The 11,787-nt window shown below is 34.9% G+C and carries 15 protein-coding genes; all 15 read right to left on the bottom strand.

The annotated features are described in order from the left end of the window. Window positions 1-281 precede the first annotated feature (281 nt). Window positions 282-1,115: a class C sortase gene (locus H8S00_RS01795; RefSeq protein WP_186839872.1), complete on the bottom strand. Its 834-nt coding sequence runs from the start codon at window positions 1,113-1,115 to the stop codon at window positions 282-284. 3 nt (window positions 1,116-1,118) lie between these two features. Next, window positions 1,119-3,050 (bottom strand): SpaH/EbpB family LPXTG-anchored major pilin, encoded by a 1,932-nt coding sequence (locus H8S00_RS01800; protein WP_186839873.1) that lies wholly within the window; start codon window positions 3,048-3,050, stop codon window positions 1,119-1,121. Window positions 3,051-3,279: 229 nt separating this feature from the next. Then, complete coding sequence (locus tag H8S00_RS01805; RefSeq protein ID WP_186839874.1) at window positions 3,280-4,026, bottom strand: J domain-containing protein; 747 nt, start codon at window positions 4,024-4,026, stop codon at window positions 3,280-3,282. A 596-nt stretch (window positions 4,027-4,622) separates the two neighbouring features. Then, window positions 4,623-5,558 carry a hypothetical protein gene (locus tag H8S00_RS01810; protein WP_186839875.1) on the bottom strand — a complete coding sequence of 312 codons (936 nt, stop codon included), beginning with the start codon at window positions 5,556-5,558 and terminating at the stop codon, window positions 4,623-4,625. Then, window positions 5,555-6,103 (bottom strand): molecular chaperone GrpE, encoded by a 549-nt coding sequence (locus H8S00_RS01815; RefSeq protein ID WP_186839876.1) that lies wholly within the window; start codon window positions 6,101-6,103, stop codon window positions 5,555-5,557. Before H8S00_RS01815 ends, H8S00_RS01810 begins: the two co-directional genes overlap by 4 nt. 9 nt (window positions 6,104-6,112) lie before the next feature. Next, a complete protein-coding gene (locus tag H8S00_RS01820; protein ID WP_186839877.1) occupies window positions 6,113-6,310 on the bottom strand; it encodes a hypothetical protein in 198 nt (65 codons plus the stop codon). A 111-nt stretch (window positions 6,311-6,421) separates the two neighbouring features. Further along, a complete protein-coding gene (locus tag H8S00_RS01825) occupies window positions 6,422-7,366 on the bottom strand; it encodes a DUF3991 and TOPRIM domain-containing protein (protein WP_186839878.1) in 945 nt (314 codons plus the stop codon). Next, window positions 7,359-7,736 (bottom strand): hypothetical protein, encoded by a 378-nt coding sequence (locus H8S00_RS01830; RefSeq protein ID WP_186839879.1) that lies wholly within the window; start codon window positions 7,734-7,736, stop codon window positions 7,359-7,361. Before H8S00_RS01830 ends, H8S00_RS01825 begins: the two co-directional genes overlap by 8 nt. A gap of 218 nt (window positions 7,737-7,954) precedes the next feature. After that, entirely contained in the window at window positions 7,955-8,863 is a 909-nt protein-coding gene (locus H8S00_RS01835; protein ID WP_186839880.1) for a ParM/StbA family protein, read from the bottom strand. Beyond that, entirely contained in the window at window positions 8,860-9,477 is a 618-nt protein-coding gene (locus H8S00_RS01840; protein ID WP_186839881.1) for a hypothetical protein, read from the bottom strand. The genes H8S00_RS01835 and H8S00_RS01840 overlap by 4 nt, the downstream gene beginning before the upstream one ends. A 17-nt stretch (window positions 9,478-9,494) precedes the next feature. Next, complete coding sequence (locus tag H8S00_RS01845) at window positions 9,495-9,905, bottom strand: single-stranded DNA-binding protein (RefSeq protein WP_186839882.1); 411 nt, start codon at window positions 9,903-9,905, stop codon at window positions 9,495-9,497. A 3-nt stretch (window positions 9,906-9,908) separates the two neighbouring features. Then, the gene (locus H8S00_RS01850) at window positions 9,909-10,139 is read right to left on the bottom strand and encodes a hypothetical protein (protein ID WP_186839883.1); all 231 of its coding nucleotides are present in this window, start codon (window positions 10,137-10,139) and stop codon (window positions 9,909-9,911) included. Window positions 10,140-10,334: 195 nt separating this feature from the next. After that, window positions 10,335-10,763 (bottom strand): S24/S26 family peptidase, encoded by a 429-nt coding sequence (locus H8S00_RS01855; RefSeq protein WP_186839884.1) that lies wholly within the window; start codon window positions 10,761-10,763, stop codon window positions 10,335-10,337. Between the two features lie 17 nt (window positions 10,764-10,780). Beyond that, window positions 10,781-11,044, bottom strand: a complete 264-nt coding sequence (locus tag H8S00_RS01860; protein WP_186839885.1) for a PqqD family protein — start codon at window positions 11,042-11,044, stop codon at window positions 10,781-10,783. Window positions 11,045-11,073: 29 nt separating this feature from the next. Beyond that, the gene (locus tag H8S00_RS01865; RefSeq protein WP_186839886.1) at window positions 11,074-11,784 is read right to left on the bottom strand and encodes a hypothetical protein; all 711 of its coding nucleotides are present in this window, start codon (window positions 11,782-11,784) and stop codon (window positions 11,074-11,076) included. Window positions 11,785-11,787: the final 3 nt, after the last annotated feature.

The raw sequence follows: 11,787 nt of genomic DNA on the forward strand, positions 1-11,787 counted from the left end.
TGCATTAATGATAGCTAATACAAGCATAATAACCGTGCAAAGCATAATTACAAAGTTGAATAAATCATCATATGTAACCATTGGCATCAGCTCCCTTCATTTGTTATTCCGGCAGCTGACATTTCGCCCCTTCAGTCCCCTGACTAAGTTCATTATATTTTCTGAATTTTACTTTTATATATTACCTATGAAAACCCTATTTTTCCATTGGTTTTCATAAGGCAATTATAGCACGAAGCATCAGATATGTAAACATACGTTCGTATCGAATCTGAATATTTTTACCTGATTCTTATTTTATTAATTACCTTAACAACAGTTATAAAGATTAAGGCTGCAGACAACCCGGCCAATACGGAAATGATATAATCCGATTGCCATCTTGATATGTATTTTTTTGTTTTTGTGGGTTCAGAATCAGCCTTAATGTCTGTTCTTTCCCCCATCACCAAAAGCCGGTGTGTATTAATTCCATATGGAGTACATGTTACCAGGGTTGCATAATCTTTGTCAGGCTTAATTGAAAGAATGCCAATATTCTCAGGCTTTATTACCTTAATGTCATATACTCTGTATGCCATTCTTTTTCCAAGAACCGTTATATAAAATACATCCCCAACACTCATTTCCGTCAGGTCAGTAAACATCTTTGCCCGGTTAAGCCCTGTATGAGCCGTTATTACCGTATGTGTTCCCACTCCACCTGTCGGAAGTGATGAGCCCTGAAGGTGTCCCGCTCCCTTTTCAAGTACGTCCGGATTTGATGTATGATATATTGGAAGTGTAACAGATATAACCGGAATTTCTATGTATCCCATCATGCCATCTGCATTCATGTTTAAAAGCCCGTTATAACTTTTACTTAAAGTCTCCTTTTTTTCATCAAACGGATCCGTGAACACACTCCCACTGTTAAGCAGATTCTTATTATACTCATCTGCCCTCAGAACTTCTTTATCAATCAGCTTCTTATTTGTGTCGTTGACCTTTTTTGTAAGTGAAGTAACCTCGGACTTTGCCTGATTCTCATATATATAATTGCTTATGAAGGGGTAGGAAGCTGTTCCCACCCCGACTATAACAATCATTATGCTGATTATTTTTCTTAGTTTCATTTTCTATTCTTCAGATTTTTCTTTGCCTTTTCCAATTATAAGACCAAATACTATGGCCATGGCTCCAAGAAATGTGAAAATATAAATACCTGCACGTCCTGTCTGTGGAATGTTAAATGATTTTTCATTAACAACCTTCAAAACAACCTCTGCATTTGCTGAATCTGCATTATCTGAACTTTCCTTCATGTTTGATTTTTCCTGATCAACTGTAGCTGATGCTGACCTGGTATCAACGGTTACATTATCATTAAGTGTCTTTCCCTGTACGATACCATCATTTGCAACAGTTACAACCGTTTTACTCTGTGTTCCCGTAATATTTGCCTCTGTTGGTGTTATTGTTGCTTTTGTGGAATTAATCTTTACATTGATTGAATCCTTGAGCAGACTGTATCCTTTGTCTGTTGCCGTCTCGGTAATGGTATATTCATCAGCCTCAATTCCGTTAATTTTAAGTGTTCCGGAAGCTGCGGGACTGAATACCGTTGCATCTGATTGATTTGCTGTTCTTCCCGTAACATAGTATACTCCGTCACTTTCGGTGGCAATTACATAATATCCGTCTGTTATGTTCTTAACTACAAACTTAACCTTTGTTGCATCTCCTGCATTGTCCTCAAACTCTTTTGTCATGTTAAGACCATATGTATACACAATACATTCATCTGTAAGAATATCATAATATCTGTCACTTGTTCTTTTCCATGTAAGAACAACATCATTTGGATTTCCCTTGTCGCCTGTAACTACTGAAGCATTGCTGTTTACTGTCGCAGTGTAGAATACTGCAATGTACTTGTCCGAATATTTTTCGTTGATTTCCTTTAAGCCCTCAGCAGTAATTACAACATCCATTGTATTGTTTTCATCATCATATGTTGTATTAAATTTACCGTCTGCTTTTTTCCAGACTGCAACTGCCCCGCTTTCATCAACATTACTTACGTTCACATCATTAATGCCATCTTCGCTGTCATAAATGGCAACCACTGCATCCTTTCCATATGTGATTCCTTTTGACATCTTGTCGTTAAAACTGTATGTTGTAAGATACGTTGCGGTAGAAGTGATGTGTGGCATTTTTGATAACAGGTAATAATCAAGTGTTTCGCCCTCTGTTGCTGTCACGGTATCCTGATACTTATATTCTTCCCTGTCTGAGATAAAGCTGTCACTTGCAAGTTCAGTTACGACATTGGCTGTATCAGTATTGTTTCTTACCTTTTTTTCAAGTGTAGGATTTCCTGTCTGATTCTTTGGATATAGATCAATGTCATAAAACCAGCTTTCACCGTCTGAATCCGTCATTGGAACGGAAACAAAAAACGGGTCTGTTGTCGATACAACGTCTTCCGGAACCTTTGTTTCAACTATGAGATACAGTCCCAGGTCAAGGTTATTCTTTGATGTTATTCCTTCAGCAGATGTCTGTTCCATTGCTGTTCCGGATGTAATGTATTTTTCAAGTTTATTCTTTGTTTCAGTATTCTTAATTAGAGCATCTGACAAAGCCTTACTTATCTTTCCTGATGTGAAATAATCCTTCCCGTTTACAGTCTTTTTATCATTGTCAGATAAACCCAACACCATTTGGAGATCAGCCGGGATTTCATACATAAGTTTTACCGTTCCGTTGTCATTATCCTGAATGACATCTCCAACCTTAAGGTATGTAAACTCAACACCCTTTATTGCATATTTCTTAAGTGCATCTTCCGCTGCACTGTTCTTCTTTCCGTCTGACACAAAACCTGACGTGTCAACGTTTGCATTTGTTGCCGCAGTCAGATCATACTTGTGTATCGTTATGCTTCCTTTTTTTGAAGTGTCAATGGTTACATCATCCGCCAAAACCACTGAACCCATGCACAGCGACATGATAAGCGCCATGCTCATTAATGTTGCTAAAATTCTCTTAATTCCTTTTGTCATTTAACTTTTCCTCCTGATTTTAAATTTCAACTGTTGTCTTTCCTTCTCTTCTAAGTTTTCATGTACCCTCCTTTCACCTATTCTTATTAGTTGCACAAAAAAAAACAGCATATAGCTGTTTTTTGTAAAAAAGGCAGTAACCCGACCGGGAAACTGTCTTCATTTATTTTTTTTACAATTATATTATACTACCATTAAGAAGGGTTTAACAGGTTACATTTGGTTACATTTAAAATCGTTCACTTATGATTTTCTCATATGCATTCATTATTGCCTGCGTTTTTTCCTGACTTCCGTTTTGGGCATCAGGATGGAATATCTTAAGCAGCTCCCTATACCTTTTTTTTAAATCCTCCATGCTACTGCAGCCATCAAACAATTCCTCGTAATAATCTGTCTGACTGTCATTTACCACGTCATCCTTGTGTGTTTCATAGTATTCCTTATAGTAGTCATATTTTGCATTATGAACACTCTGTTCGTACTCACGCTGTTTCTGTTCCTCATATTTTTTTCTTAACGTATCATTTATCTGGTTAATTGTTTCAGCGTTTTTTTGTGCATCCATACTTCCTCCCCTGAGGTCGGCATATATGTTGTCAGATGTATCGCCCATCTCCCTGTAATATGAATAGCCATGCAGTCCCAATGCAATAATAAATCCAACTACGGTAAGAACAATGGTCCATGTCTTGTCCAGTTTAGTGTGAGCCTCATACCAGACCAATGCAGCCACAACGCCGGATAATACCACTGATAACACATATCTTACTATCTTGACATGATACATTAAAATGACAAACAATACCGCAACAACTATTCCGACAATAACACAGAAGGCAGGATGCATCACCTTTTCGGTCTTTAGCTCTAAGGCAATAAAACTGAATATAATCACGGCCTCTCCCTGTATGATGTCATACAGGCATAAAAGCAATCCAAGTCCGATAAATACTGATAATACTAATTCATACATAAATGTTTTCTCCTTTCATCTCTGCCATTATTTTACAATATTCGACTCAAAAATGGAATTTTTTCTTTTAAGGTTTTTTGTAAAATTTACTTTTTTTTATTTTAACCCTTAAGTACCACATACAATGACAATTTAAGGGATAGCGTAAGCTATCCTTCGTTGCTCCACGACCGTTAGGTCGTTTTTAATGAGCAACGTTCATTATTTAAGATAATATCGATTAGATATTATATGAGCAAAAGCAGAAAAAATATGGGGATAAGAGAATATATGCTATCACGTATTATTTGCCCCGAATTCCCATAAATAAAGGATTTCAGGCATACTTAACCTGCATTTATTTGGACAATAGTTATTATCATACGTCATTTTATTTGGACTGTTATTTTTCATATATCCTTTTATTTGGACAACTTTTTAATTAATATCCCTTTATTTGGACATTTATTTTTTTAGGCAAAAAAATAAGACCTTTGGTCTGATTTTCTGCATGTCTTACCTCTCTGTATTTCATCATTACTGTCTTTAACATGAACTTAAGCTGTATTACGCAACCACAAACACTCCTATATGCATGCATATAAGAGTATTTAGTATTATATTCGATTATATTGATAATCAAGTAACATTTGCTCAATTTTCCTGATGTCATGGTGTTCTTTACCGGCTTTTTGATTCGGTTCAGGATTTTCGTACAGGGTCTTATGTAAGAGCTTATTAAGCAGTTTAAAATTAAGTCTGCGTTTTCTCTGTAGCGTTCCTTCAACTGTTTCCCTGATGTATTCAGTAATAAGTTTTCTTATGTCTGTGTTTCTTTTGGTTGCCTGGTTCTCGTACTGATGTATTAATTCTGCTGTTTCTGTTATTTCTTCCTTATTTGTGTTTCTTATTTTTAGTTTATGTACAATTTCATTAATGTATGATTCATCCCTTATTAATCTTTCAGGCTTATCAACAAGCTTCTTAAATTTGGTGTGAAGATAGGTTATGTAATACTTTCCGTTTTTAATACCAATGGAAAAAAATTTACGCATGGAATGTAAGTACTTTCTGACTACCCGTTTGGTTACATTAAATTCTCTGGTAAGATTTGAATAAAGCTTTTTAACATCTATAATATAACTTCCATGGCTTATGTTAGTTCTCTTGCAGAGCTGAAGAACCAGATATTTTTCGTTTGATTTAAGTTCATTATATTCCTTTGAATTAAAGACCTCTTTTTGGAGGTTAACATATCCCTTTTTAAATGATTGTTTACTTGGGAATGCATTATCAAGTATCTTGACTGTGTAATATGCTCCCTCGTCATGACGCTCATACTTAATTATTTCCTGCTCTTTCAGATATTTCATTGCGGAATAAAAAGACTGTCTTACCATTCCGGTTGCAGCCGTTACGTCACTATGGTGTACTCCCAACACTTTTCCAGTTGAATTGTCCTGATGTCTAACCAAATAAATCAACAATTCTATATGTGTTGGATTAAGTTTAACGTTATTCAATTTAGTTAGTAATGCATAACTAAACTTCATCTCTCTGTCCCTTTTCTTTCTCCTAATAAATCTTCTCTGTCCTTAACCCACTTCTTAATAAGTTTGATTTCCTCGTCCATATTCGGCTCTTTCTCCGGTTTCCAGTCGGCTCTCATGTCTTTCAGTTCTTCCTGCCAACACTCAATATCATCATCAATGTACTGTGCTTCTTCGTTTGCTTCTTCTGGGTGTTCCTCAAGGTACTCTTTTTCTTTTATTGCTGTTTCGATATTATCCAACGTGTCCAGATAGTCCTCTGGTTCATATCCCCAACAAAGAAAATGATTTAATAGTGTCTGCTCTGGGAACATTCCGAACCAACAACGCTCGAACCACCTCTCGGCATTATCTCTTTCATCACTTCCGTTGGAATACGTACCGCCTACCAAATCTCCGACAAAATTCTCTATCAGCTCTCCGACTGTCAACCCATGCTCTCCGCATTTTCTTACAAGTCGGTCGCAATCTGCGTCCGACAATTTCACTGTAATATTTCTCTCTCTGATTGTTTCAATTTCTTTTTTCTGCTGTTCTTTATAATTCATAAAATCATTTTACTCCTCCCAATCACTAATTTTCTGTTTTACCGTTACTGTTGAATTTCCATATCGCTTCCTTGTTATATTGCAAATTTTATTCAAATTCGTAACTTTTATCTCAGAAGCATTAAGATATTCACATCTTATTGCTTCTGAGATATATTCCAGCATTTCTTCTTCACTCATTTCTGTAACAAAATTATCTATTGTCATATTTATTTTAAAACTGCCTTTTCTGGCATCCTCTCTGACCTGTTTCCTTATCTTGTAATATTTTTATCATCATAACGTATCCACATAAATTTCTAATTCGTCTTTTTTCATTTAAATATCTCCTAAAATTAGTTTATTTTTGTTGGAGGCAATTACGTCATTCCAATCTTTGCCATATATTTTAGGTGGCAAATTAATTCTTCTATCTACGCCAGGATAATTTTCCCTTATATATGAACAGATAGATTTAGCACATGATATTCCTCCCTGGTCGTTATCCGTCGCAATTATTACTTTTTTTATTTTTCCTGTATCCAGATATGTCTTTACAGCTTCCCATTTACCTATACCACCTAATGCGAGATAATTATGCTCTTTATATCTCCTACCAAGTAGTGTCATCACACTTAGTGCATCTATAACTGATTCTGTCACTATTAATGTATCTTTGTCATTATCGACATAAAAGCACTTGCTATAGTCACATCCGGCAACGTCGCCAATGAATTTTTTATACGTATTTGTCCCTCTTAAGCAGGCAAAAACCGGTTTATCTTTTTCATCAATGTCATAACCTACAAATACACAGTTGCCATACTTGTACTCCTGATAAAGCATTTTTCTCTTTACCATATCCTGCACTACGTTTTGCCCGATATGTCTTGTTTTGACTAAGTATGCAAATACCTTGTGCATGTTATTACTCTTTTGTGGTAACGTAAGTTCATTCGATACCTCAATCTGTTCAGTTTTTTGACTTTGTGGTTTAGTTGTTACTTCACCGCATTCATTAAGGAGATGATATAATGCTTCATTAAGACTTAGGGCATTGAACTTCATAGCAAAATCAATCACTGATCCCCTCTCACCCTTGCTTCTTCCTGATCCCGGAATTGAATTTTGCCAGTATACATTTTTTGATGCATCCATCATAATGCTGTCATGTTCCTTCAGCGAGTAGTATTTCCCTTTCCTTATAGGAGTGAATCCACTTCTGGATGCGTACTCAACAATATTTACATTTTCTTTGATTATCTTCACAATGTCTCTAGTCATTGTTTTCGTCTCCTAACATGTTCAGAAAGTTTATTGCATCTGGCGTTATGGATGCAACATCACTTTCATCATCATCTTGAATTTCCATAGTTTCCATATCACTAAAGTTAGGAAGATTAATTTCTTCTTTTGATGTTTCATCTATCTTACTTGTATCCGGTACAATATTGGGAGATATTACTCTGCCGGAAAAATATTCTTCCATTACTTCCCTTATTGTAGTAAGTATGTTTTCTTTCTGAATGTCATTTTCAATCAGTTGGCGAATGTATTGCTGCTTGTTTTTTTTAGTATCTAGATAATTTATTAGTATTCTGTCTGCCGCAGAATCAGTATATAATCTCAACATATATGTTCTTATATCATCCATATTTGTTCCTGCTCCTTTCTTGAAATTTAGTTTGTATTATGATATTATGTTTTAAAGTAATGGAGTTAGATTTAATGTTAGAGTTCTATCTACAATCGTGAGGTTGAGTTCTATCTACAATCTATGATTTGTGTAAATTTGTCGGCAAACAAATTATGATCTAATCCATTAGTTAGTTCTTTTTTATCATTGAGAGCAGTTTTCTCTGCTCTCAATTTTTATTTAATTGTATTATATGCAAGCAATTCATATCCTTTAGCATTACCATATATGTCATCATCTATTTTGCATGAACTGTCAATTGTTGGTCCATAATTTTTCAAAACGGTTGCTCCTCCGCCACAGAAGGTTACATTATATTTAATTCCCTTAGCATCAAGTTGCTTACACACGTTATTAATGTAGAATTTAATTACTTTCTTTACGAATTTTATTCTGTCGTCAGGTAATGACACAATTTTATTTTGAAAAATGTTTTGTATTACTTCTTCATCAATTCGTTCCTGATACTCACTTAAATAATACTTATTAATTATGTCAACACAATCAAGCGTACCCATCTTGTCAATCGAAAAACATTTATCATAAATGGGCTTGCCATTAATGAATGTCAGTATGTCTATGGTTCTGCTTCCTATATCTACTATTGACTCTTCAGTTGATTTATTTTTTCCAAGATTTAGTGCAATCATTGGAAATCCCTGAGGATATATCTCTGCACCTTTTATGTTGATACTATATTTGACTCCCTCAAATGTGAATTCCACATTTTTCTGCTTTGTAAGGTATTTTTTGAAGTTTAGGGCTTGTTTGGCCATGAATGAATAAGGAAGACCTGCAGCTATTATAACGTCATTCACTCTCCTCATATTGTGTTCTTTCATTTCTTTGGCAATTGCTGCCAATGTAAGTATGTAATAATCCATGTTCTCTGTCTTGTCAGCCGGTTGCTCTGTTCTGTGCTGACCTATTGCATATACCGAACCACCATATATCAAAATATCCTCATTAAAAGGTGGTTCTATTATCATTTCATTAATTCCACTCTTAGTTATTGTTTTTGATGTTTTAATGTAACCATATCCATGGTCTACTCCTATGATTGTTTTGTTGTTCTTTTTTATCATTTGGCTTCCTCCATATTGTTAAATAAATCAAAAATATCTTTTTGACCTTTGATTTTGTTTGTGCCGTTCTTTTTTTTAAACGGTTTAATCAACTGAAAATTATTTTGTTGTAACGCGATTTCCTCGTTAGATTCTGAACCGTCAATTTTTTCCGACATAATTCCGAATATCCTACTCACCTTCCTTACAAGGATACTGTGATTGATTTGAGTGTCTATTTCCACTGCTTCCCATGTCTGATCATCTATATATAATCGCTTAATTAATTCTCTGTCTAGTGGGAGAAGTGTTCCATACACAAGATTAACTCGTTTTATTGTTTCAATTTTCTTAAGTATTTCGGTGTATGCGGATATTAGATCACGTCTATAACCTGCTAATTCCCTTTCCGTTCGATTAATTACATCACTAATATCAGTTGTATTATTAGTCCTGGCTGTAGGCTCAGAGGATATAGATATACCTACCTGATTAGCATATATAATGTCGTTACGGAGCTTGTCCTGTTCTTCCTGAAGTTCAATCATTTGTTTACGAATATCTCTCGCTTGATTCCACAGTTCAGTTTCCAATTCACTGTGTTGCAGGAAATATATAATTATTTCTTTCTCCACTCTTCTCACCCCCTGCTCTAGAATGGGGTTGGTAATGCATCATCCAACTGTCCTTTTGGAATATCAACAAATCCCTCGTTATTATCTACCTCATTTTTTATTTTGGAATCACAAAATTCAACATTATCAATAATAAGCTTGATCGCATATATCTTTTTGTCATCTTTTGTGTAGCTCTCGCCTTTCAGATGACCTTCAGCAATAATTTTATTACCCTTTTTTACGTGTTCTTCGATTATGTTTGCTATGCCATCAAAGGCTGCACATCTTAAAAATAATGCTTCATCCTGCTTACGACCTGCAACAACATCAATCGCCAACATAAAAGAGGCAACCTTTCCCTCTACTACACTGTCATTACGATTTTTTGAGAATGTTTTAATTTCTGGGTCACTAGTTAATCTTCCACTTACTTGAACTCTATTCATTATTTATTCCTCCTGTTTACTATATAAATTTTTCTGTGAGAATTCTGCATCATATTTTCCGTTATGTGTTCCCCTTTTTAATTCATAATATACCGCTGTTCGCGAAACGTTAAGAATCTTAGCAATTTCAACGACGGGTTTATTGTTAATATTATTCTGGATATATAATCTGTCTTTGTAGTTTATCCGGTGATGCTTTTTGTGTATTATCTTCTTTTTTACCTTTTCTTCCATGGATACTCCTTTCTTGCAAAGTGCAGTAATATATGATATTATCTGTACAGTTTTTTTTGTTATTTTTTATTTTTGGTAAAAAAAAATACAGCAACAATAGTGCATTCAGCACTGTTGTTGCTGTTAATTCTAACATCTACCATTATTTTAAGGTATTTTCTGTTTTTTCACCTTTTCCAATATAAATATTGCCATTTACCTGTTTTTTATACATAATTTGCATTTTTTAATAATATGCTTAACTCTGCGAATCCAGTATTTTCTGCAGGTTTTCTTCACATATGCCACATATTCCCGGTTGTCAGCAGTAATTTCCTTTTGATCCCTGTAAATCAAATCCGTAACTCCTATTACCCAGTCAAAGGGAACTTTTTCCCTCCATCCCCTATTGTCACCACTTATAACATAATGGTCTTTTTTTACCTTAACTATTCTGTGAAGCACATATTTTCCGTCAGGTCTTTTGTATAATGGTAAATCATATTTTTTCAATCTGCCACTAACAGGAATAATCTTAACGGTATCCCTTCTGTTTCTTAAAAGTGGCATCATGCTATCACCTACAATGGTTGAAAGATAAAACCCATTCTCTTTAATAGCATTTTCTATTGTGGTCTTTTCCATAATACCTCTCAAATAATTTATTCTATAATTCCGGGAGTCTTTAATGAAGTAATAAAATTATCAACATCCTTTGTTGCTAATTCAATATCTACATCATATTTTTCCAAAAGTGAATTTATTAAATCATTTCTACTTGCACCATCAGAAATTTTTTTCCAAAGATATTCACCGGTTTCATTTAATTTAACCATACCGTTAAATACTTTACTGGCGGAACCAATTGAAACAACTACAGCCTGTCCTCCCATGTTTCTTAACACAAATCCTTCTTTTATTTTCATTGTCTTCCTCCATATTATTGTATATTTGCTTATTCATTTTTCATGGCATCATATGCCATTTGTGCAGCCTCTTTTGAAATGTTACATCCCATGGAATACATTGGAACTTCTTTTAATAACATATCTCCATAGTCTAAGGTTTTTAAGATAGCCTTAGCATCCTGAGGTCTGTATATCTGGTTCATTAACAATTCAACAGATTTGTCCGCACCTATCCTTTCAATATGGTTCGTTTCTGCCTGATGCAAAAAACATATTCCTGCAAGTTTTGCGCACCTGTTAGTAGAAAGGCAATGTTTTCCATCCCAGGGTGTTCCATAAGCATACACTCCATCCTCTTTAAACTTCAAAAGTGGCTTGTCATCATTTATCATAATAACGTCTTCGCCAAAATTTTCCCGCCAAAGTCTTGCATGGGTGGACTTACCGGTTCCACTTGGTGCCGTAAACATATACGCGTTGCCTTTATATTCTACCACACTTCCATGGCATAACACCACCCCATAATCTAAAACTTTTTCGCAAAACTTTCTATATATGGCAATGTACTCCAAATAATCCTGAGGATATCTTGTATTATCTTCTGCATGTTCCTGCTCATACATCAAATCCTGCAAATTAACTGAAATACAAAATTTTGGTGTTTCACCTTCAGCTAAATACTCCATGCTCTTCTTTTCAAAGTATTTTCCCCTAAACTCGATACCCACCGGCACCTCTGCGAATTTGTATACGTTCATATT

The sequence above is a fragment of the Eubacterium segne genome (assembly GCF_014287775.1).
Taxonomy (GTDB): Bacteria; Bacillota; Clostridia; order Lachnospirales; family Lachnospiraceae; genus Eubacterium_G; species Eubacterium_G segne.

Coding starts and splice junctions, on each gene's coding strand:
- H8S00_RS01810 (WP_186839875.1), bottom strand. CDS start 5,558: ATGAAGTTTAGTTATGCATTACTAACTAAATTGAATAACGTTAAACTT.
- H8S00_RS01865 (WP_186839886.1), bottom strand. CDS start 11,784: ATGAACGTATACAAATTCGCAGAGGTGCCGGTGGGTATCGAGTTTAGG.
- H8S00_RS01860 (WP_186839885.1), bottom strand. CDS start 11,044: ATGAAAATAAAAGAAGGATTTGTGTTAAGAAACATGGGAGGACAGGCT.
- H8S00_RS01825 (WP_186839878.1), bottom strand. CDS start 7,366: ATGACTAGAGACATTGTGAAGATAATCAAAGAAAATGTAAATATTGTT.
- H8S00_RS01835 (WP_186839880.1), bottom strand. CDS start 8,863: ATGATAAAAAAGAACAACAAAACAATCATAGGAGTAGACCATGGATAT.
- H8S00_RS01815 (WP_186839876.1), bottom strand. CDS start 6,103: ATGAATTATAAAGAACAGCAGAAAAAAGAAATTGAAACAATCAGAGAG.
- H8S00_RS01855 (WP_186839884.1), bottom strand. CDS start 10,763: ATGGAAAAGACCACAATAGAAAATGCTATTAAAGAGAATGGGTTTTAT.
- H8S00_RS01830 (WP_186839879.1), bottom strand. CDS start 7,736: ATGGATGATATAAGAACATATATGTTGAGATTATATACTGATTCTGCG.
- H8S00_RS01805 (WP_186839874.1), bottom strand. CDS start 4,026: ATGTATGAATTAGTATTATCAGTATTTATCGGACTTGGATTGCTTTTA.
- H8S00_RS01850 (WP_186839883.1), bottom strand. CDS start 10,139: ATGGAAGAAAAGGTAAAAAAGAAGATAATACACAAAAAGCATCACCGG.
- H8S00_RS01800 (WP_186839873.1), bottom strand. CDS start 3,050: ATGACAAAAGGAATTAAGAGAATTTTAGCAACATTAATGAGCATGGCG.
- H8S00_RS01795 (WP_186839872.1), bottom strand. CDS start 1,115: ATGAAACTAAGAAAAATAATCAGCATAATGATTGTTATAGTCGGGGTG.
- H8S00_RS01845 (WP_186839882.1), bottom strand. CDS start 9,905: ATGAATAGAGTTCAAGTAAGTGGAAGATTAACTAGTGACCCAGAAATT.
- H8S00_RS01820 (WP_186839877.1), bottom strand. CDS start 6,310: ATGACAATAGATAATTTTGTTACAGAAATGAGTGAAGAAGAAATGCTG.